The organism is Novosphingobium sediminicola, assembly GCF_014196525.1.
In the GTDB taxonomy this organism is placed as follows: Bacteria; Pseudomonadota; Alphaproteobacteria; order Sphingomonadales; family Sphingomonadaceae; genus Novosphingobium; species Novosphingobium sediminicola.
This window is the reverse complement of record NZ_JACIDX010000006.1, coordinates 59,383-80,094: the sequence shown is the minus strand read 5'-3', so window position 1 is coordinate 80,094 and position 20,712 is coordinate 59,383. Positions and strand designations below refer to the sequence as shown.

Here is a 20,712-nt window from a genome sequence, read left to right as displayed (position 1 = left end):
GCCCTTTGCCCGCCGGAGGGATCCCTTCCCCTTAATTCAAATCCCCAATCGTAATCTCCCGCCCTTCGAGCGCCGCCTTGTTCGCCGCCCGGCGCATCCGCTCGACTTCCAGACGCTCCGGGGGCGCTTCATCCAAAGGCAGGGCGGCCAGACTATCCTCATAGATCGCCTTGAAATCTTCGGCGAATTCGGGGTGGGTAAAGATCAGGCCTTTCTCCTCGCTCATGCCGGACAGGATACGCTGGCCTGCCTCCAGCGGGTCCATGCCCGCCGAGAAAGCCTTGCCGAAATGTTCGAGCGCACTGCGGTTCACCTCACCAAAGCCACTGTCGGCAAATTCGGCGGGGCGGCGAAAGGCGGAATCCCACGCGTTCGTCGCCACCAGTGCCGGGCAGACCAGCGAGCAGCCGATGCCCAGCGGCACGAGATTATAACGCAAGCTTTCGGTCAGACCCCGGACGGCGAATTTGCTGGCCGTATAGATCCCTGCTTGGGGGCCGGAGAGATAGGCGGCCATGCTGGCGATGTTGACGACATGGCGGCGGCCGGTTGCGCGGCGCAGCGCGGGCAGGAAGGAGACCACGCCATTGACCACCCCGCCAAAATTCACCCCCATGATCCAGTCATAATCGGCATGGGACGCCTCGGCCGTATTGCCGAAAACCGAGACGCCCGCATTGTTGACCACCACATGCACCGCGCCGAAATGGGCCTCTACCTGCTCTGCGGCCCGCGCAAATCCCTCGCGGTCCGTCACGTCGAGGCGCACCCACAATGGCTCCTCCAGACCGTTTTGCGCGAACCATGCGGCGGCTTTGCTGCGGTAATCCTCATTGCGATAGGACAGCGCCAGACGCATCCGCGCCAGCGCAAAGGCCCGCGCTATGCCAAAGCCCAGCCCGGATACGCCCCCGCTGATAAAGGCCACTCTGCTCGCCCAGTCTTTCGTTTCCTCGCCCATGCATTTTTCCTCTCGCCAAGAGCATTATGATTGTTAGTATAGCATACAAATAGCCCCAAGGAATCGGGCTGGCAATATGGGAGAGTGACATGGCAGATACAGACGCCCGTCTGGCCGCGCTGGAGCGGCGCGTGCAGGAGCTGGAGGATATCAACGCGATCCGCCGCCTGCACTGGGCCTATGGTTACTATATCGACTTTAACCGGGCCGAAGATGTCGCCAATCTGTTTGCCGAAGACGGCGAGGTTATCTTTCTTTCCGGCATCTACAAGGGCCGCGAAGGCGCCTATCGCCTCTATGGCACATGGTTCAAATCGCTGTTTCTGGCGCCGGGCGAGGAAGGCCCCGCCTATGGCTTCCTGCTCGACCATTTCCAGATGCAGGATATCATCACCATCGCGCCCGATGGCCAGACCGCCAAGGGCCGTTTCCGCGGCATGCTGTTTGGCGGCAGCCATGAAAGCCGCGAGTTCAAGCCGCAGGGCCTGCCGCTGCAATTCATGGAAGCGGGCATCTATGAGAATGATTACGTGAAGGAAAACGGCGTCTGGAAGATCAAGCGCCTCGATTATATGATGCAGTGGCAGGGCGACTATGAGGCGGGCTGGTCAAAGACCACCGCGCATCTTCAGCCGCTGACCGAATGCTATCCGGCCAACCCCATCGGCCCGGACGAAATCCGCACTGAAGAATTGCGCCAGACTTGGCCCCATCGCCATGATGTGCCGATGCATTTTGCCCATCCGCGTTTCGGCGCAGCTCTGGCTACGCAGGTTCAGGAACCGGCCTGATCGCCGCTGTGATCCTGGGGTTGCGCCGCATTCCATTCGGCGATGCGGCGCAGAACCAGATCGGTCAAATGCCCCATTTCCCGCCGCTGTCTCACCGTCAGCTTGCCCAGCAGGCTTTGCGCCACATCATGCAGCATCGGCTGCATCTGGCGATAGGCGCCCTCGCCAGCAGAAGTCAGGCGGACGGGGCGGCGGCGGCGATTTTCCGGGTCGTTGAAATCCTCCACCCAGCCGCGCGCCTTGGCCCCGGCAATCGCGCGGCTGACATTCATCGCAGACATGGCGGTAATATGCACCAGATCATGCCCGGCCAGCGGCCCTTCGCCCGCCAGCGCCATCACCACCTTAACCTCATTGGTCGATGCGCCGACCGGATCGCACACGCCCACCTTCATCGGATCGCCGATCAGGCTGCACAATTTGAGCAGACCGATAAGCAACTCGGTCAGACCGTCTTCGGACGGGGCGGCACCCGGTTCAGGGGCGAGGTCTTCGGGCTGGGAAGAGGACATGCTGTTACTGCTGTTCATGGTGGTGAAACTAACCACATTCGGGGGACAAAAGGCAAGTTTTTTCCCTTTTCCACATTAACGAATGTGACCTTTTCGCATCAGTAACCTTATCAAGCGGGCTGGGCCCAAGAAAATCCCCGAAGCCTGCTTGCCAAGTTCAAAATCGTATGTATCACTCACAAACATCAGGGCGGAAAAGCCCGATATAGGAGAGGGAATCATGGCCAAGACTTTTGGCATCTTTACTCGTGCGCGCCTCGCTCAGGCCGCCGCCACGGCCGCGCTGGCCTGCGCACTGAGCGCCGCCCCGGCCTTTGCCGCCGAAGCCGCCGACGCTCCGCCCGCCGATGCACCGGCCGCCGCCGCAGAGCATGGGCTGAAAGAAATCGTCGTGACGGCCCAGTTCCGTTCGCAAAAGCTTCAGGACACGCCGCTCTCGATCACGGCGGTCAATTCCGACCTTTTGAAGTCGCGCAACCAGACCGACATCAGCCAGATCGCAGCCCAAGCCCCCAACGTCCAGCTCACGCAAATGGGCGGCGCTTTCGGCTCCTCGATGGCGGCCTATATCCGCGGCGTGGGCCAGTATGACTTCAACCCCGCCTATGAACCGGGCGTGGGCATCTATATCGACGACGTCTATTACGCCTCGCTCACCGGCTCGGTGATGGATCTGCTCGACCTTGACCGTGTCGAAGTTCTGCGCGGGCCGCAGGGCACGCTGACGGGGCGTAACTCGATCGGCGGCGCGATCAAGATGTTCTCGACCAAGCCGAGCGCGGAAAATTCGGGCAGCATTGAAGCGGCCTATGGCGCGCGCAACCGTCTGGACCTGCGCGGCAGCATGAATTTCGCGCTGACCGATTCGCTGTTCGTGCGCGTTTCGGGCGTTCACAAGCGCCAGGACGGCTATGTGAACATGATCGACTATGGCTGCGCCAACCCCGGCAACTCGCTGGGCATCACCGCCAATGCCAACACCGGCAAGGGCTGCGTGATCGGCAAGCTGGGCGAAAAGAATTACACCGGCGCGCGCGCCTCGATCCGGTACAACCCGAATGACAAGATCGACTGGATCATCTCGGGCGATTATACCTATGAAAACCGCAGCAACGCCGCCAGCGTGCTGACCGTGGACAACACGGTCAAGACCGGCGGCATCGACTTCCGCTGCGGCAATTACTGCACCTATGCCAACTTCTACATGCCCGCCGGCGGCCAGGCAGGTCAGGCCTATACAATGCCGACGAACACGATGTTCACCGGTTGGGGCACGTCGAGCAATCTGAAGTACACGATCAGCGACAATCTCAACATTCAGTCGATCACCGCCTATCGCAAGTATCATCAGACCTTTGGCACTGACGACGATTTCACCCCCTACGCGCTGGTGGCGGGCGCCGGTTACAACGATCTGACCTTCAAGTTCTTCAGCCAGGAACTGCGCCTGAACGGCAAGATCGGCAGCCTGGCCGAATGGACCGTGGGCGGTTTCTACAATGACCAGACCTCGGTCTATTTCACCCGTCAGGACATCCGCTACATCGTGCCGGGCGTGCCCAGCTTCTATCTGCAATTCCAGGGCAATGACCCGGTCAAGGCCAATTCCAAGGCCGGTTTCGCCACGGTCATCCTGCACCCCACCGACAAGCTGAACGTGACGGGCGGCCTGCGCTATACCAGCGAGCATAAGGACTACACCTTTGTTCGCCAGAACTGGTCGGGCGGCACGCTGGTCGATGCCTTTGGCGTGGGCGCGCTCAATGGCAGCAAGGCTAATTACGACGGCGAGAAGCTCGACTGGCGCATTTCGGCGGACTATCGCTTCAGCCCGCAGCTGATGGCCTATGCCACGGTCAGCACCGGCTTTAAGGGCGGCGGCGTCACCGCGCGTCCCTTCACCAAGACGCAGGCCACCAACGGCACTTTCCGCCCCGAAACGCTCACTTCCTATGAACTGGGCCTCAAGAGCGACCTGTTCGACCGCCGTCTGCGCCTGAACCTTGCCGGTTTCGTCAATGACTACAAGAACATCCAGTTGCCGATCTCGGATTGCTCGCTGCTCGACGGTTTTGCGGCGGGCACCGATCCTTATCCTTGCGCCGCAATCCAGAATGCGGGCGATGGCAAGATGTGGGGCCTTGAAGGCGAATTGAGCGCCAGCCCGGTCGACGGTCTGGACATTGACGCCAGCCTGAGCTGGATCGATGGCGAATGGAGCCGGATCAGCGCGCAGGTCACCTCGATCAAGCTGACCGATCCGATCACCTCGCCCAACTGGCGCGGCAGCTTCGGCATCCAGTACAAGGCCGATCTTGGCGGCAGCAACGGCACGCTGACCCCGCGTTTCGATCTGGCCTATACCGGCAAGCAGCAGATCGGCCGCCTGACGGTGACCGGCCCACTGGAATACAACCCGGTCATCGCCATCGCCAATGCGCGCGTGACCTGGAAGAACCCCAAGCAGGATCTGGCGATCAGCTTTGAAGTGTCGAACCTGTTTGACAAATACTACTATCTGCCGCTGCGCTTCCAGGCGCTCTATGCCTCGGCAGGCACGGTTTACAGCAATGTGGGCCGTCCGCGTGAATGGGCGATCTCGGTGCGCAAGTCTTTCTGATCGATGCTTTTTTGACCCGACTATTGGGGGGGGTGGATCGAAAGGTCCGCCCCTTTTTTTGCGCCCTTTTCTTTATCATCCGGGGCGTTTTCCCGGTTGACAGGGGCCTGCGCGATGCGCATCATCAATAACAATTGTTATAAAAATTGGAGAGGAAAAGGTCCGTGAAACTGACCCTGCCGCCGCGGGTTAGCCCGCAAACCTTTGATGCCGCGCTCAAGGCTTTTGCCGGGGTCGTGGGGGCCGGATGGGTGATGTCATCCGATGCCGACCGCGATGCCTATGCCGACGCCTATGCCCCCGGCTCGGCCGAGCGCTGGCCAGCTTCGGCCGCCGTGGCGCCCGCATCGGTCGAGGAAGTGCGCGCCATCGTGCGCATTGCGAATGAATATAAGGTGCCGCTCTGGCCGGTCGCGCGGGGCAAGAACCTTGGCTATGGCACCGCCGCGCCGCGCATGGCCGGGTCCGTCGTGCTGGACATGGGGCGGATGAACCGCATCCTCGAACTCGATCCCAAACTGGCCTATGCGGTGGTTGAACCGGGCGTGGGCTTTTTCGACCTGCATGACGAAGTGGCCCGGCAAAAGGCCCCGCTCTGGCTGTCCGTCCCCGGCAATGGCTGGGGCAGCGTGATCGGCAATGCGCTGGAGCATGGCATCGGCTATACGCCTTACGGCCTGCACGCGCGCAACCTGTGCGGGATCGAGGCGGTGCTGCCCGATGGCGATTTGCTGCGCACCGGCATGGGCGCGATGAAGGACAATCCGGCCTGGCATCTGTTTCCGATGAATTACGGTCCGACATGGGATCTGGCCTTCAGCCAGTCGAACCTGGGTGTCGTCACCAAAGCAGGCCTGTGGATGCAGCCCGCGCCCGAAACCAGCCTTGAACTGACCTGGGACATCCCGGAAGAAGAGGACATCGGCTGGGTGATCGACACGGTGACGCCGCTGAAAATCGCGGGCGTGATCGACCAGAACGTGTTCATCCCCAGCTGGCTGGGCAAGATCGTCGTGCTGGGCAATCGCAAGGATTTCTGGGATAAACCCACCGCGATGCCCGAATGGCGCGTCAAGGAATTGCTCAAGCAATATCAGCTTGGCTACTGGCGCGTCTCGATCCGCCTCTATGGCGACGAGAGCGTCAACAAGGCCAAGGCCGAGGTCATCAAGGCCGCCTTCAAGCGCCACCTCGCCGCCCCCGCGATGGAAGTATGGTGGCGTCAGGGCGATCCCAAGCCACCGCTCGATCTGGCGCTGGGCACACCCTCGGCGGTACCGTTGCAGATGTCGGACTGGGTGGGCGGACGCGGGGCGCATCTGGGCTTCTCGCCCGTGGTGCCCGCCACGTCCGAACATGTGATGGGACAGTTGAAACGCAGCCGCAAGATCATCGCCGATCACGATGTCGACTTCTATGCCAGCTTCACCATCGGCGGGCGTTTTGCCAATAATGTCAACATGCTGATGTATGACCGCGACAATGCGGCGCAGGTGGACAATATGAAAAAGCTGTTCAACGCGCTGATCAGCGAAACGGCCAAGGCGGGGTATGGCGAATATCGCACCCATCTGGGCTGGATGGACCGGGTGATGGACACGTTCGATTTCAACGACCACGCGCTGCGCCGCTTTGGCGAGAAGGTGAAGGACGCGCTGGACCCCAATGGCATCATCGCGCCGGGCAAACAGGGCATCTGGCCCGCCGCCTATCGCGCCTTGCAGAAGGAGGGCGCGGAATGAACCGTTTCCTGCTGGCTGTCGCCTTGCTCGCTCCGGTCCCGGCCATCGCGGCCGCGCCCGGCGGCGTCCCCGAATTGCCGCCCTATCAGGTCCGCACCGCTCAGCCTGCGGGCGACCGTCTGCAACCGGGGCGCGATCCCAAGGCGGTGTTTGAACATTCCTGCGGCTATTGCCACTTCCCCGGCGGCATGGGCACCAATCTGCTGACCAAGCAGATGATGATGATGAAGCGCCCGCCTTCGGACGGGATCTTGTCCAATCGGCGCGATCTGAGCGCGGACTATGTCAAGGCGGTGGTGCGCAATGGCAAGGGCGCGATGCCCGCGCAAACCCGCGTCGATCTGACCGATGCGGAATTGAACGCGGTGGCCGCCTATCTGGCGCAAAAGGGGAAGAAGTGATGCTGCGCCTCTCCCGCCGCCGGATGATGCAGGGTGCGGGCGCGGCGGGCCTGATCGCGGCGCGGCCCGCGCTGGCCGCCGCCGCCCCTGCTCTGCTGGTCTATGACAGCCGCCTTCCTGAAAGCGCGGCTTTTGCTGCGGCATCCTCCACCCCCCTGCGCCACGATCTGGCGCAGGGCCGCCTCGACCCGCGCCGGATCGGCCTTGTCTCGCGCATCGAGGGCCTGACCCGGCGCAGCGATTATGTCGCCCTCTCGCTCGCGCTGCGCCTGCACGGGATGCGCAGCAAGGACGAGCGACGTCTCTCCACCCGCGACCATCTGTTCCGCTGGTCGCTGAGCAAAGGAGCAAGCGCATGAGCGTCACCCTCTATCACTGGGAACCCAACGCCAATTCGGGCAAGCCCATGCTGGCGCTGATGGAAAAGGGCGTGGCGTTCGAGAGCCATTACATCGACATGCTGGCCTTCGATCAGCACAAGCCCGAATATCTTGCGATCAATCCGCAGGGCACGATCCCGGCCATGGTGCATGACGGGCGGGTGCTGGTCGAATCCACCGCGATCATGGAATATGTCAACGAGGCTTTCGACGGCCCCGTGCTGATGCCCGACAATCCGCTCGAACGCTGGCGCATCCGCTGGTGGATGAAATTCATGGACCAATGGCTTGGCCCCAGCTTTTCGATGATCGGGTGGAGCGTGTTCGTCGGCCCGATGGTGCGCAAACGCGATCCGGCGGAACTGGAAGCCGCCATCGAGCGCATCCCCCTGCCCGAACGGCGCGTGGCATGGCGCAAGGCGATCAGCGGGCAATTTGGCGAGGCCGAACTGGCCGAGAGCCGCCGCCGCGTCGCCTTTGGCATCGCCCTGCTGGAGGAGGAATTGGGCAAGCGCGATTATGTCGGCTCGAACGGCTATAGTTTGGCCGACATCAACATCTTCAACTCCACCTATTCGCTGCCCCTGTCCCAGCCCGATCTGGCCGGGCGGGACAAGACGCCCAACATCATGCGCTGGCTCAAACGCGTCTATCAGCGCGAGGCGGTCAAACGCACATGGGCGATGGGGCGCACCGATCTGGCGCATCGCTACAGCCTGATTATGGAAGGGATCGACTGATGCTCGTGCTGTATCATGGAGAGCCTAACGGGCCGAGCCTGTCGGTGCTGGCGATGCTGGCCGAATGCGGGCTGGAAGGGCAAATCGAGACGCGCCCCATCAACCTGCTGGCGGGTGAGCGGCACACGATTCCCGGCATTGCCGAACCTCTGGCGCGCGACATCGGCGTCGAGGGCGAAGGGCCGCTGCTGGTGGTCGATGGCGAGGCTTGTCAGGAATCGGTGTTCCTGGCCCAATATCTCGACGAAGTGGCGGGCGCCGGTTTGCAGCCCAAGGACGCCTATACCCATTGGCAGATGATGATGTGGTGCCGCCGGATCACCGAAAGATGCGCGCCCGCCGCCGCCTTTCTGGGCAATCAGGCCTATGCCGCGCCGGTTCTGGCGGCCATGGACGATGCTGCGTTTGACGCGATCATCGCCCCCATCGCCTCGGCTGATCTGCACCAGCGCTGGGCCGACACGCGCAGCGGCGCCTTTCCCGACGCCGCCCGGACCGACAGCCGCGCCAAGATTGCGGATGCCGCCGCTCTGGTTGAAACACAACTGGCCGATGGCCGCGAATGGCTGATCGGGCCGCTGACGATTGCCGATTTCGAAACCTATGGCTGGCTGGTCGGCATGGTCGATCTGATGCCGGACACCTTTGCCGAAAAATCGCTGACGCGGGCATGGATGGCGCGCATGGCGGCCCGCCCCAGCGTGCAATCGGCCCTTGCCCGCGCGGGCGTAACCCATCCTGAAAGGGTCTGGGCGCCGGGGCCGGAAATCAACCGCTGGGGTTAGGCCCCCAGCCGTTGCAACCAGGCGGCGGCCTTTTTCGGCTCGCCTACCGCGTCGGAGCGCACTGGCCCGCGCGCGGCCAAAAACTCGGCGTGGAGGTCAAATTCCTCCATGCCGAGTTTTTCGCGCATATCGTTGATGTTGTCCGCCAGATCGTTCAGCTCGGCCAGCATCGGAGCGGCCTTGGCCCGCGCATGGCGGTCCTGCTGATGATCGAACAGGCCCCATTGGCCCGCCGCCGTCACCCGGAGCGCGGCGATCAGCGCCGCGCGATAATCGGCCTCGGCCTCCTCGCGCTGGGCCTCCAGCCGCTCCAGACGATCGGCGCGTGCCATCAGCGCTTATTCAGCGCGGCTTCGCATTCCGCGATCAGCGATGCCATGATATCGGCCACCGGCTCTTCCTTGCTGACCATGCCCACCGACTGCCCGGCCATCAGCGAGCCGTTTTCCACGTCGCCATCAATCACCGCCCGGCGCAGCGCACCCGCCCAATAGCGCTCGATCAGCAATTGCGCGTCATGCATGTCCACCTCGCCCGCATCCAGCTTGGCGGCCACTTCGCGCTGCTTGGCGGTGAACTCTTCGGTGCCCTTGTTCTTCAGCGCGCGCACCGGGATCACCGGCAGGCGCGGATCAACCTGCACGCTGGCCACAGCCTCACGCGCGGCGGCGCGGAAGAAAGCCTTCTTGAAATCGGGATGGGCAATGGATTCAGCGGCGGCCGCAAAACGGGTGCCCAATTGCACGCCCGCCGCGCCCATTTCCAGATAGGAGGCAATCGCCTCGCCCCGACCAATGCCGCCCGCCACAAAAACCAGATGATCTTCGGCCAGGGCAGGCAGGAATTCCTGGGCCAGCACAGACGTCGACACCGGCCCGATATGACCGCCCGCCTCCGAACCCTCGATCACCAGCGCATCCGCGCCCGAGCGGAGCAGCTTCTTGGCCAGCGCCAGCGTGGGAGCAAACACCAGCACCTTGGCGCCGAAAGCCTTGATCGCCTCGACGCTGCCCTTGGGCGGAATGCCCCCGGCCAGCACGACATGGGTCACGCCATGCTTATGGCAAACCTCGATCAGCTCGAACAGCTTGGGATGCATGGTGATCAGATTGACGCCAAAAGGCTTGGAGGTCAGCGCCTTGGTCGCCTCGATTTCAGCATCCAGCAGTTCAGGCGTCATCGCCCCGCAGGCAATGACGCCGAACCCGCCCGCATTGCTGATCGCCGAGACCAGATTGCGTTCCGAAACCCAGCTCATCGCGCCGCACAGGATCGCATATTCACTGCCCAGAAATGCCTTGCCGCGCGCCATCAGGGTTTCGGTCTTGGTGGGCATGGGCAATTCCTCCTGCATCATGGCGCGGCCTGCGCGAAATCTGATGCGCGCCCTTAAGGCCCCCGCGCGGATCAGGCAAGCTGCCTTGCGCGCGATGATCGGCAAACCCGATCACACTGTCCCGATGAGACAGCTTCACCGGCACATTAACATGGATTAGTCTTCACCCATTCGGCACACCAAAAGGGGATGCACCATGACCGCCCAAAGCCAATGCCCGTTTCACGCAAAAGCCAGCCGCACCGCCGTTGTGGCCGCGCTCACCAATGATATGTGGTGGCCCAACCGGCTGAACCTGAAAGTCCTCTCGCAGCACAGCGAAAAGGTCGCGCCCAACGGCCGGAGCGATTATGCCAAGGCTTTCGCCACGCTCGATCTGGCGGCGGTCAAGGCCGACATTTTCGCCCTGATGACCCAATCTCAGGACTGGTGGCCGGCTGATTACGGCCATTACGGCCCGCTCTTCATCCGCATGGCATGGCACAGCGCGGGCACCTATCGCACCTTTGACGGGCGCGGCGGCGGCTCGACCGGCAATCAGCGCTTTGCCCCGCTCAACGCATGGCCCGACAATGTGAACCTCGACAAGGCGCGCCTGCTGCTCTGGCCGATCAAGCAGAAATATGGCGAAGCGCTGAGCTGGGCGGATCTGATGATCCTGACCGGCAATTGCGCGCTGGAATCGATGGGCCTGCCCACGGTCGGTTTCGGCGGCGGGCGCGAGGATATCTGGGAGCCGGAAGACGATGTTTATTGGGGCCGCGAGGCCAAATGGCTGGATGACGAACGCTATTCGGGCGACCGTGAGCTGGAAAGCCCGCTGGCCGCAGTGCAGATGGGTCTCATTTATGTGAACCCGGAAGGGCCCAATGGGACGCCCGATCCGCTGGCCAGTGCACGCGACATCCGCGAAACCTTCGCCCGCATGGCGATGGATGACGTGGAAACCGTGGCACTGATCGCGGGCGGCCACACTTTCGGCAAGGCGCATGGCGCGGGCGATGCGGCCCTCGTCGGCCCCGATCCCGAAGCCGCCGATATTACCGCACAGGGTCTGGGCTGGATCAGCAGCCATGGTACCGGACGCGGCGTCGATGCCATCACCAGCGGTCTGGAAGGCGCCTGGACACCCAACCCGATCCGCTGGGACAATGGCTATTTCGACACGCTTTTCGGCTTTGAATGGGAACTGACCAAGAGCCCGGCGGGCGCGCATCAATGGAAGCCCAAGGGCGATGCGGGCGCAGGCACCGTGCCCGATGCGCATGATCCGGCCAAGCGTTACGCCCCGATCATGTTCACCAGCGATCTGGCGCTCATCACCGATCCGGCCTATCGCGCCATCAGCGAGAATTTCCACCGGAACCCCGACCAACTGGCCAAGGCCTTTGCCGAGGCGTGGTTCAAGCTGACCCACCGCGATATGGGGCCGATCGCGCGCTATGTTGGTGCAGAGGTTCCGGCCGAGCCGCGCATCTGGATGGACCCGGTGCCGGCGGTCGATCACCCGCTGGTGGATGCGGGCGATGTGGCGGCGCTCAAGGTTGCGATCCTTGGTTCGGGCCTGTCCATCGGGCGGCTGGTGACCACGGCTTGGGCCTCGGCCAGCACCTATCGCGGATCGGACCGGCGCGGCGGGGCCAATGGCGCGCGCATCGCTCTGGCGCCCCAGCGCGACTGGGCGGTGAACGATCCGGAGGAACTGGCCAAGGCGCTGACGGTTTACGCCGCGATCAAGGCGGACTTTGACGCAGCCCATGCGCCCAAGAAGGTCAGCCTTGCCGACCTCATCGTGATGGGCGGCGATGCGGCGGTCGAGGCAGCAGCCAAGGCGGCGGGCGTTGCGCTCTCGATCCCGTTCCATCCGGGCCGCACCGACGCCACGGCGGAGCAGACCGATGCCGAGAGCTTTGCCGTGCTGGAGCCGAAGGTCGATGGTTTCCGCAATTTCCGCTCAGGCGAACTGGCGCGTTCCGAGGAGGAATTGCTGGTGGACCGCGCGCAATTGCTCGGCCTGACCGCGCCGGAAATGACCGTGCTGGTGGGTGGATTGCGCGTGCTGGGCGCCAACAGCGCGAGTTCGAAGCTGGGCGTGTTCACGGATCGCCCCGGCGTGCTGACCAATGACTTCTTCCGCAACCTGCTGGGTGCGACCACGGCACTGGTGTGGAAGCAGAATGAGGATGGCAGCTTCACCGGCCATGATCGCGCCACCGGAGAGGCTGCTCTGCATGGCAGCCGCACCGACCTGGTCTTCGGCTCCAACTCGCAATTGCGGGCTATCGCCGAATATTACGCCACCGATGATGCGATGGAACGATTCGTTGCCGATTTCGCGAAAACATGGACCAAAGTGATGGAAGCCGACCGCTTCGATCTCTGATAAATTCGTCATCAAGGGGCTGGCTTGATCCCCTCACCTCCGGCCCCCACGGCCCCTCTTTCGGCAAGTTCGGAAGAGGGGTTTTCCTTGAAAATCGCAATCTCCACCACTTCGATAGAATTTCTTTGCTGCAAGACCTGCGCTAATCTGGTTTCCATATGGCCCAGCGCCAAACCGGGCGCCTTTCAGACAGAAGAGAGCCTTTCGTGTCCCTCAGCCTCGCCTCTTTCAGCCTTGAAGCGCTTCTGCCCTACATCGGCATCGGTTTTGCCGCGCAACTGGTCGATGGCGCGCTGGGCATGGCCTTTGGCGTGATCTCCTCCACGCTGCTGGTCAGCGCGATGGGCGTACCGCCCGCGCGGGCCAGCGCGGGGGTGCATCTGGTCGAGTTCTTCACCACCGGCGCTTCGGGGCTGAGCCATATCCTGCATCGCAATGTGGACTGGAAGCTGTTCGGGCGGCTTGCTGTGCCCGGCGTGATCGGCGGGGTGGCGGGGGCCACGGTCTTGTCGCATGTCGATGCCTCGGTGGCGCGGCCGCTGGTGATGGCCTATCTGGCGGCCATCGGGCTTTATCTGTTCTACAAGGCCTTCCACTACCCTTCGGAAAAGCTGCATGACGAGGCGCGCATCACCATGCCGCTGGGCCTTGTCGGCGGTTTTCTCGATGCGTCAGGCGGGGGCGGCTGGGGGCCGGTGGTGACGTCCAACCTGCTGTTGCAAGGCACCGATCCGCGCAAGACCGTGGGCACGGTCAACACCGCCGAATTCGTGCTGACCTTCGCGGTGTCGGCCACCTTTATCTATAATTCGGGCTTCTCGGCCTTCACCACCGTCACCAGCGGCCTGCTCGTGGGCGGCCTGCTGGCCGCGCCCTTTGGCGCATGGTTTGCCAAGCGCATCGCGCCCAAGCATCTGCTCATCATGGTCAGCATCGTGCTGATGGCCACCAGTTCCTTTGCGATCTACAAGGCGCTGGCGTAAAAAAGAGACGGCGCCATTTGGCACCGCCCCTTGTTAAACTGCTCAATAGGGCGGCTTGTGCAAGCCCTTGGGGCTGAGCGTAAAGATTTCGCAGCCATCCTCGGTGATGCCGATCGAATGCTCGAACTGCGCCGAGAGCGAACGGTCGCGCGTCACCGCCGTCCAGCCATCGTCGAGCATCTTGACCCCGGCCTTGCCCAGATTGATCATCGGCTCGATGGTGAAGAACATGCCCGGCTTCAATTCCGGCCCGGTGCCCGGCGTGCCGACATGCACCACCTCGGGCGAATCATGAAACAGGCGGCCCACGCCATGGCCGCAGAAATCGCGCACCACACCGTAACGATGCGCCTCGGCATGACGCTGGATCGCATGGCCAATATCGCCAAGGCGAACACCCGGACGCGCCATTTCCACGCCGATCATCAGGCATTCATAGGTCACATCCACCAGACGCCGGGCCTTTAACGGCACATCGCCCACCAGATACATCCGGCTGGAATCACCATGCCAGCCGTCGAGCAGCGGGGTCACGTCGATGTTGACGATGTCGCCGTCCTTCAACACCTTGTCGCCCGGAATGCCGTGACAGATCACATGGTTGATCGACGTGCAGCAGCTATGCGCAAAGCCGCGATAGCCCAGCGTTGCCGGAACCGCCCCGCCATCCAGCGTCATCTGGCGCACGATGTCGTCGATTTCGCCCGTTGTAACGCCCGGCTTGACCACCTCGGTCAGCGCATCAAGGATCTCGGCGGCCAGACGACCGGCGCGGCGCATCCCTTCAAACGCGGCGGGACCATGCAGCTTGATCGTGCCGTCGCGCAGCACGGTGTCGCCATCGGCGACGATCTGATATTGTGTCATGACTCTCATATAGCAAAGCGTACAAAAAATGACAGGGGTGTGCTTATTGGGGGCGCCGCTTCATTTGCCCGCAGCAAAGGCACCGCGATATTCCGGGCGCACCGCCGCCATCACCCGCGCATCCACCGGCAGCGTGATCTCATAATCCCCCTCGGCATAAGCCCCGGCCTCATAAGGCCCGACCAGAATGCCGATGCGGTTGAAATGCGCGCGGTCGCTGCTGCCCAGAATGACGGTGGAGGCAACCGGGTCGATACAATTGTTGGGCCATTCGCCCGAACGCACCACCGTCTCGCCGCGCCGCTTGGTCCGCTCTTTATCCAGCAAGGCGCAAAACGGCTCACGGATTGCCGCCGACAGGGCCGCCTTGTCGGTGAACAGATCCTCGGCCTTGCGCTGCTGCCCCGCGCTCTTGTCCCACAGCAGTGCAGCATAGCCATGGTTGGGATGCGCCCCGCCCGAATCTTCATAAAGCGTGGCCGAAAGGCTGAGCCAGCCGGGCAGATCGGTGACCACTTTCCAGTCCACGCCAACGGCCCATGGGCGGAAGGGGAAATTGTCGGTCTTGGCTTCCTTCGCCGCCGCCCGCGCCTCCTTGGCCAACCGCGACTGCTGCTTGCCGATGTCCGCCTCCAGCCAGCTCTTCAGGCCCGGTATGCCCGCCGCCGCGGCAGGATAGCTATAGTCGAATTCGAAGAAGTCATTGGCGATCTTGACCTTGCGCGCCTCACCGGGGGTGGGCGCCGGGGTGGCGGCATGGGTAGGCGCTGTTCCAGGGACCGCACTGGCGCCTTGCGAGGGCGCATCGCCCGCCCCGCCGCAGCCGGCCAGAGACAGGGGCAAGGACAGGGCCATGCCTGCCATCAAAATCGCCCGTGCCTTTATCATACCTGCCAACTCCAAATGTCATTCACGGCCAAGGATAAAGCCCCCTCGCCCCCATGCAAGCTGGATGATTATCTGGATTGAAGCCGCCCCCCGCTTGGGGCCATAAGGGGGCCATGTCCAAGACCCACAACACCGCCGACCCTTCGCATTCAGGCCAGAATCAGGCTGATCTGGTCCAGCCCGACCGCCAGCAGGCCGCAACGCCCATCCATCTGGTGGACAAGGCTTCTTACGAGGAATGGCTCAAAGCCCGCACGCCGATGCAGCGCGCCGCTCTGGCCGGGCAAAAGTTCAAGGGCGAGGCGGGCAGCCATGCGATCATCCCAGATGGCGACGGCTTTGCCGTGGCGGCGGGCGTGGCCAAGGTCGAGGTGCTGGGCAGTTGGTGCCTTGGCAAACTGGGCGATGTTCTGCCCGGTGGGTTCTATCGCCTCGCGCCTTTCGGCAAATGCCGCGCCGGGGCCGCCTTCATCGGCTGGGCGCTTGGCCAATATCGCTATGACCGCTATCGTCAGGATGGCAACAGCGAGACGCCGCGCATCCTGCTGACCGGCGAAGTCAAGGCCATCGCGCCCGCTATGGCCGAGGCGGCGGCGGTGGCGCTGGTGCGCGATCTGGTCAACACGCCCGCTGAACATCTTGGCCCCGCCGAATTGGAGCATGAGGCTGAATTGATCGCCAAGGCCCATCGCGCCACAATCCGCGTGACGCGCGGCGAGGCGCTGGAGCATGATTTTCCGATGGTCCATATGGTGGGCCGCGCCGCCGCGCGCAGCCACGCCCCGCGCATGATCGAGATCGAATGGGGCGATGAGAAAGCCCCTCGCCTCGCCATTGTCGGCAAGGGTGTGTGTTTCGATTCGGGCGGGCTGGACATCAAGCCGTCCAGCGCGATGCTCATCATGAAGAAGGATATGGGCGGGGCGGCCCATGCCCTCGCGCTGGCGCGGCTGGTGATGGAGAGCGGGCTGAAGGTGCGGCTGCACCTGCTGATCCCGGCGGTGGAGAATGCGGTATCGGGCGGATCGTTCCGCCCCGGCGACGTGCTGCGCAGCCGGGCAGGCCTCTCGGTGGAAATCGGCAATACCGATGCCGAAGGGCGCCTGATCCTTGGCGACGCTCTGACGCGGGCCAGCGAGGGCAAGCCCGACCTGATCCTCGATTTCGCCACGCTGACGGGCGCGGCGCGGGTGGCGCTGGGGCCGGATCTGCCCGCTATGTTTGCCAGGGCCGACGATACGGCGCAGGCTTTGCTGGACGCCGGACTGGCCTGCGATGATCCGGTCTGGCGGCTGCCTTTGTATGATGGCTATCGCGAATGGCTCAAATCCGACATTGCCGACATGAACAACGCCCCCGCCGGCGGTTTTGCCGGCGCCAGCGTGGCCGCGCTGTTCCTCGACCGTTTCGTGGGCGAAGGGATCGACTGGGCGCATTTCGACACATTCGCATGGCGCCCCGCCGCCAAGCCGGGACGCCCCAAGGGCGGCGACGCGCTGGGCCTGCGCGCGGCATGGGCGATGCTGCGGGCGCGTTTTGGGTGAATTTTCCCGCAAAACTTGCAGAATTCTCGCCTTCCCGCTAAGCGCGCGCCTTTCCGTTCCGGGGGGCAGGCGAGTTTGTCTATGTTTGAAAATCAGGTTCCGGCTTTGGGCGCTTCTTTCGCGTTGAGCGGCCCTGCGGCCAAACCCGATCCGGCCCATGTCCCGGTGCGCGGCGATGTTGCGCATATTCGCTTGGCGGGACAGGTGTTTGTGCCCCACTATGTGGTGCCTATGCCGCATCGCGCCATGGGCGAAACCAAGGTTTTGCGTGCTCCGGGGGGCGAGGCCATCGCCAGCCTGAGTTCGGGCGCGCAATTTGATGTGCTCGATCTGGCAGGCGGCCATGCGTGGGGCGAGATTCCCGGCGGCATGGTCGGCTATATCGCCGCCGATCAACTGGAGAAACTGGCATGAGCCTGAGCGTGTTCATCGATGGTGCCGCGGGCACCACGGGCCTGGAAATCGCCGACCGGCTGGGCGGACGGTCGGAATTCGACCTGATCATTCTGGATGACACGCGCCGCAAGGACAGCAGCGCGCGCAAGGAAGCGCTGCACGCCGCCGATTTCGCGATCCTGTGCCTGCATGACGATGCCGCGCGTGAAGCCGTCGAGATGGCGCAAGGGTCCAAGGTGCGCATCATCGACGCCAGCACCGCCCATCGCGTAACGCCGGGCTGGACCTATGGCTTCCCCGAGATCGTCGGGCGTGAGGCAGTGGCGGGCGCGGACCGGATCGCCAATCCGGGCTGCTATCCCACCGGCTTTATCGCGCTGGTCGCGCCGCTGGTGCGCGCCGGACTTCTGCCTGCCGACTGGCCTTATACCGTCAATGCCGTGTCGGGCTATTCGGGCGGCGGCAAGGCGTTGATCGAGCGGTTTGAAGAAGACCGCGACATCGCTTTCCGCGCCTATGGTCTGGGCATGGGGCATAAGCATGTGCCCGAAATGACGCGCTATGCCGGGCTTGCCCATGCCCCGGTCTTTGCCCCCAGCGTGATTCCGGCCCATCGCGGCATGTGGGTCGAGGTACCGCTGCCTCTGGCCGCGATCCCCGGCGCGGCTTCGGTCGATGCGCTGCGCGAAGGGCTGGCGGCGTTTTATGCCGATGGCTTGATCGTGCGCGTGGCCGAGGCGGGAACGCCTGCCGAAATGCTGCTGCGCGCCTCGATGGCGCCTTCCGATGCGCTCACGCTGCATGTTTTCGGCAGCGCCGATGGCACGCAGGCGCGCCTTGTCGCCGTGCTCGACAATCTGGGCAAGGGCGCAAGCGGCGCTGCGGTCCAGAGCCTCAACCTGATGGCGGGTCTGCCCGAAACGGCGGGCCTCGCGCTCTGATCCTGTTTGGGGGCTCTTTCCGGCGGGAAAGAGCCTCTTGAGCGCCTATGCCCAAAATGTAGGCAGCGCTGCCTAAAAAATGATCGCGAAATTGGCAGTTTGAGTCATTATCCTGCCCGCACACCCCCGGTTTTCCGGAAAATCTTTCGCACAAAGCCGCATTTCAGAGGTTTTCCTCAGGCTTCCTTTGTCCTATCCCCTTCCAATCGACTCTGGCACGAATCTTGTTAGATCCTTACCAGCGTCAACCGTATCAGGTCCGGCCATCGCGGTCCGGATGCTGGCGTAAGTGCGCACTGCGGTGGTCACTCTGGCCCCGCCAATGAGGGATGGTGCAGGCGTGAAAAAGATCGAGGCGATCATCAAGCCGTTTAAGCTGGATGAGGTGAAGGAAGCGCTGCACGAAGTGGGCGTGTCCGGTATCACCGTAACCGAGGCCAAGGGTTTTGGCCGCCAGAAGGGTCACACCGAACTGTATCGCGGCGCGGAATATGTCGTCGATTTCCTGCCCAAGGTTAAGCTTGAGGTGGTTGTGGCCGACGATCTGGCCGCCCGCGTGGTCGAAGCCATCGCAGGCGCGGCCCAGACCGGCCGCATTGGCGACGGCAAGATCTTTGTGATCCCCGTCGACAACGCCCTGCGTATCCGCACCGGCGAACGCGACAACGACGCGGTCTGATCCCTTGCCCGTCCCTGCCCCGTCAGGGATCGGGCGCAGGGCGCAGGCATTCAAGGCGGGCCGCCTTACATAGCTGAATTTGAAATCTTTGCCGGAGGTTCGAACCTGTCGACCCCGGCCACAATGCGGAGAACTATCGGAATGGCAACTGCAGCAGACATCCTTGCGCGGATCAAGGATGAGGAAATCGAGTGGGTCGACCTGCGCTTCACCGACCCCAAGGGCAAGTGGCAGCACCTCACCATGGTCGCCTCGGTCCTGGGTGAAAGCGAGCTGGAAGACGGCCTGATGTTCGACGGTTCGTCGATCGAAGGCTGGAAGGCCATCAACGAATCGGACATGATCCTCAAGCCCGACCTCGATGCCATCTATGTCGATCCGTTCTCGGCCACCCCGATGCTGATCCTGGTCTGCGACATCGTCGAACCCTCGACCGGCGAACTCTATGCCCGCGACCCCCGTTCGACCGCCAAGCGCGCCGAAGGTTTCGTGCAGTCGACCGGCCTTGGCGACACCGTCTATGTCGGCCCCGAAGCCGAATTCTTCGTGTTTGACGACGTGAAGTTCTACGACGGCTACAATGGCAACGGCTTCTCGATCGACGATATCGAACTGCCGACCAACACCAACAAGTCGTATGAAGGCGGCAACCTGGGCCATCGCCCGCGCGCCAAGGGCGGCTATTTCCCCGTGGCTCCGGTCGACAGCCTGGTCGACATCCGCGGCGAAATGGTTTCGACCATGCTCGACATGGGCCTGCCCTGCGACAAGCACCACCACGAAGTGGCCGCAGCGCAGCACGAACTGGGCCTGACCTTCGGTACGCTGGTGACCACCGCCGACCGCATGCAGGTTTACAAGTATGTCGTGCATCAGGTCGCCAATGCCTATGGCAAGACCGCCACGTTCATGCCCAAGCCGATCATGAAGGACAACGGCAGCGGCATGCACACCCACATCTCGATCTGGGATAAGGGTGCGAACACGTTCGCCGGCAACGGCTACGCCGGTCTGTCGGAAACCTGCCTGTACTTCATCGGCGGCGTCATCAAGCACGCCAAGTCGCTGAACGCCTTCACCAACCCGACCACCAACAGCTACAAGCGTCTGGTGCCGGGCTATGAAGCCCCCGTTCTGCTGGCTTACTCGGCCCGTAACCGTTCGGCCTCGTGCCGCATCCCTTACGGTGCCGGCACCAAGGCGAAGCGCGTCGAATTCCGCTTCCCCGACGCGATGGCCAACCCCTACCTGTGCTATGCCGCTCTGCTGATGGCTGGTCTTGACGGTATCAAGAACAAGATCCACCCCGGCGAAGCCATGGACAAGAACCTGTACGATCTGCCGCCTGAAGAGCTGGCCGAAGTCCCCACCGTTTGCGGTTCGCTGCGCGAAGCTCTGGACTCGCTGGCTGCTGACCACGACTACCTCCTCGAAGGCGGCGTGTTCACCAAGGACCAGATCGACTCCTACCTCGAACTCAAGTGGCCCGAAGTGCTGCGCTGGGAAACCACGCCGTCGGCCGTCGAGTTCGACATGTACTACAGCGCCTGATCTTTCAGGTCTGCTGCAAGGTACAAGAAGGGCGTCCGGGAAACCGGGCGCCTTTTCTTTTGAGGTTTACAGGAAGTTTGTGCCTCCGGCGGGCAAAGGGACTCAGTCCCTTTGCAATCCCATTATGGGGTTGCACATGGTCGACAGCCGGGTGGTAAAGGCAGTGGGTCAGAAAGCATGCGGCGCGGCGAAGTAGCGCTGGGCGCCGCAGG

The 20,712-nt window shown here is 63.0% G+C and carries 20 protein-coding genes; 14 read left to right on the top strand and 6 right to left on the bottom strand.

Annotated elements, in window-relative coordinates:
- Window positions 1-31: 31 nt before the first annotated feature.
- Complete coding sequence (locus tag GGR38_RS09075) at window positions 32-961, bottom strand: SDR family oxidoreductase (RefSeq protein WP_183624720.1); 930 nt, start codon at window positions 959-961, stop codon at window positions 32-34.
- Between the two features lie 89 nt (window positions 962-1,050).
- Between GGR38_RS09075 and GGR38_RS09070 the strand changes: the two genes are divergently transcribed.
- Window positions 1,051-1,752 carry a nuclear transport factor 2 family protein gene (locus tag GGR38_RS09070; protein WP_183624718.1) on the top strand — a complete coding sequence of 234 codons (702 nt, stop codon included), beginning with the start codon at window positions 1,051-1,053 and terminating at the stop codon, window positions 1,750-1,752.
- Here GGR38_RS09070 and GGR38_RS09065 read toward each other — a convergent pair.
- Window positions 1,737-2,264: a MarR family winged helix-turn-helix transcriptional regulator gene (locus GGR38_RS09065; RefSeq protein WP_183624716.1), complete on the bottom strand. Its 528-nt coding sequence runs from the start codon at window positions 2,262-2,264 to the stop codon at window positions 1,737-1,739. The genes GGR38_RS09070 and GGR38_RS09065 overlap by 16 nt on opposite strands.
- Before the next feature lie 220 nt (window positions 2,265-2,484).
- Here GGR38_RS09065 and GGR38_RS09060 point away from each other — a divergent pair, with 220 nt between their 5' ends.
- The 6 genes from GGR38_RS09060 (at window position 2,485) to GGR38_RS09035 (ending at window position 8,932) form a co-directional block, all read left to right on the top strand.
- The gene (locus tag GGR38_RS09060) at window positions 2,485-4,884 is read left to right on the top strand and encodes a TonB-dependent receptor (protein WP_183624714.1); all 2,400 of its coding nucleotides are present in this window, start codon (window positions 2,485-2,487) and stop codon (window positions 4,882-4,884) included.
- A gap of 164 nt (window positions 4,885-5,048) precedes the next feature.
- The gene (locus tag GGR38_RS09055) at window positions 5,049-6,626 is read left to right on the top strand and encodes an FAD-binding protein (protein WP_183624712.1); all 1,578 of its coding nucleotides are present in this window, start codon (window positions 5,049-5,051) and stop codon (window positions 6,624-6,626) included.
- Window positions 6,623-7,027: a c-type cytochrome gene (locus tag GGR38_RS09050; protein ID WP_183624710.1), complete on the top strand. Its 405-nt coding sequence runs from the start codon at window positions 6,623-6,625 to the stop codon at window positions 7,025-7,027. Before GGR38_RS09055 ends, GGR38_RS09050 begins: the two co-directional genes overlap by 4 nt.
- A complete protein-coding gene (locus GGR38_RS09045) occupies window positions 7,027-7,386 on the top strand; it encodes a hypothetical protein (protein ID WP_183624708.1) in 360 nt (119 codons plus the stop codon). The genes GGR38_RS09050 and GGR38_RS09045 overlap by 1 nt, the downstream gene beginning before the upstream one ends.
- Window positions 7,383-8,147, top strand: coding sequence for a glutathione S-transferase family protein (locus GGR38_RS09040; RefSeq protein WP_183624706.1), 765 nt, complete (start codon window positions 7,383-7,385; stop codon window positions 8,145-8,147). The genes GGR38_RS09045 and GGR38_RS09040 overlap by 4 nt, the downstream gene beginning before the upstream one ends.
- A complete protein-coding gene (locus GGR38_RS09035) occupies window positions 8,147-8,932 on the top strand; it encodes a glutathione S-transferase family protein (RefSeq protein ID WP_246404397.1) in 786 nt (261 codons plus the stop codon). Before GGR38_RS09040 ends, GGR38_RS09035 begins: the two co-directional genes overlap by 1 nt.
- On the opposite strand, the gene GGR38_RS09030 is transcribed toward GGR38_RS09035, so the two are convergent.
- Window positions 8,929-9,264: a hypothetical protein gene (locus GGR38_RS09030; protein ID WP_183624704.1), complete on the bottom strand. Its 336-nt coding sequence runs from the start codon at window positions 9,262-9,264 to the stop codon at window positions 8,929-8,931. The genes GGR38_RS09035 and GGR38_RS09030 overlap by 4 nt on opposite strands.
- Window positions 9,264-10,268 carry an NAD(P)H-dependent flavin oxidoreductase gene (locus GGR38_RS09025; protein ID WP_246404395.1) on the bottom strand — a complete coding sequence of 335 codons (1,005 nt, stop codon included), beginning with the start codon at window positions 10,266-10,268 and terminating at the stop codon, window positions 9,264-9,266. Before GGR38_RS09025 ends, GGR38_RS09030 begins: the two co-directional genes overlap by 1 nt.
- Window positions 10,269-10,464: 196 nt before the next feature.
- Between GGR38_RS09025 and katG the strand changes: the two genes are divergently transcribed.
- Window positions 10,465-12,651 (top strand): catalase/peroxidase HPI, encoded by a 2,187-nt coding sequence (katG, locus tag GGR38_RS09020; protein WP_183624702.1) that lies wholly within the window; start codon window positions 10,465-10,467, stop codon window positions 12,649-12,651.
- A gap of 158 nt (window positions 12,652-12,809) precedes the next feature.
- Entirely contained in the window at window positions 12,810-13,634 is an 825-nt protein-coding gene (locus tag GGR38_RS09015) for a sulfite exporter TauE/SafE family protein (protein ID WP_183624700.1), read from the top strand.
- A 42-nt stretch (window positions 13,635-13,676) separates the two neighbouring features.
- Here the strand turns inward: GGR38_RS09015 and map are convergent, their stop codons facing one another.
- Both map and GGR38_RS09005 read right to left on the bottom strand, forming a co-directional pair.
- Window positions 13,677-14,501: a type I methionyl aminopeptidase gene (gene map, locus GGR38_RS09010; RefSeq protein ID WP_183624698.1), complete on the bottom strand. Its 825-nt coding sequence runs from the start codon at window positions 14,499-14,501 to the stop codon at window positions 13,677-13,679.
- 60 nt (window positions 14,502-14,561) lie between these two features.
- Window positions 14,562-15,389 carry a DUF4163 domain-containing protein gene (locus GGR38_RS09005; protein WP_246404393.1) on the bottom strand — a complete coding sequence of 276 codons (828 nt, stop codon included), beginning with the start codon at window positions 15,387-15,389 and terminating at the stop codon, window positions 14,562-14,564.
- Between the two features lie 113 nt (window positions 15,390-15,502).
- On the opposite strand from GGR38_RS09005, the gene GGR38_RS09000 reads away from it, so the two are divergent.
- The 5 genes from GGR38_RS09000 (at window position 15,503) to glnA (ending at window position 20,500) form a co-directional block, all read left to right on the top strand.
- Window positions 15,503-16,933: a leucyl aminopeptidase family protein gene (locus tag GGR38_RS09000; protein ID WP_183624696.1), complete on the top strand. Its 1,431-nt coding sequence runs from the start codon at window positions 15,503-15,505 to the stop codon at window positions 16,931-16,933.
- A gap of 81 nt (window positions 16,934-17,014) precedes the next feature.
- Entirely contained in the window at window positions 17,015-17,347 is a 333-nt protein-coding gene (locus tag GGR38_RS08995) for an SH3 domain-containing protein (protein WP_183624694.1), read from the top strand.
- Complete coding sequence (gene argC / locus GGR38_RS08990; RefSeq protein WP_183624692.1) at window positions 17,344-18,270, top strand: N-acetyl-gamma-glutamyl-phosphate reductase; 927 nt, start codon at window positions 17,344-17,346, stop codon at window positions 18,268-18,270. The genes GGR38_RS08995 and argC overlap by 4 nt, the downstream gene beginning before the upstream one ends.
- Before the next feature lie 340 nt (window positions 18,271-18,610).
- Complete coding sequence (locus tag GGR38_RS08985; protein WP_168605132.1) at window positions 18,611-18,949, top strand: P-II family nitrogen regulator; 339 nt, start codon at window positions 18,611-18,613, stop codon at window positions 18,947-18,949.
- 141 nt (window positions 18,950-19,090) lie between these two features.
- Window positions 19,091-20,500 carry a type I glutamate--ammonia ligase gene (gene glnA / locus GGR38_RS08980; protein ID WP_183624690.1) on the top strand — a complete coding sequence of 470 codons (1,410 nt, stop codon included), beginning with the start codon at window positions 19,091-19,093 and terminating at the stop codon, window positions 20,498-20,500.
- Window positions 20,501-20,712: the final 212 nt, after the last annotated feature.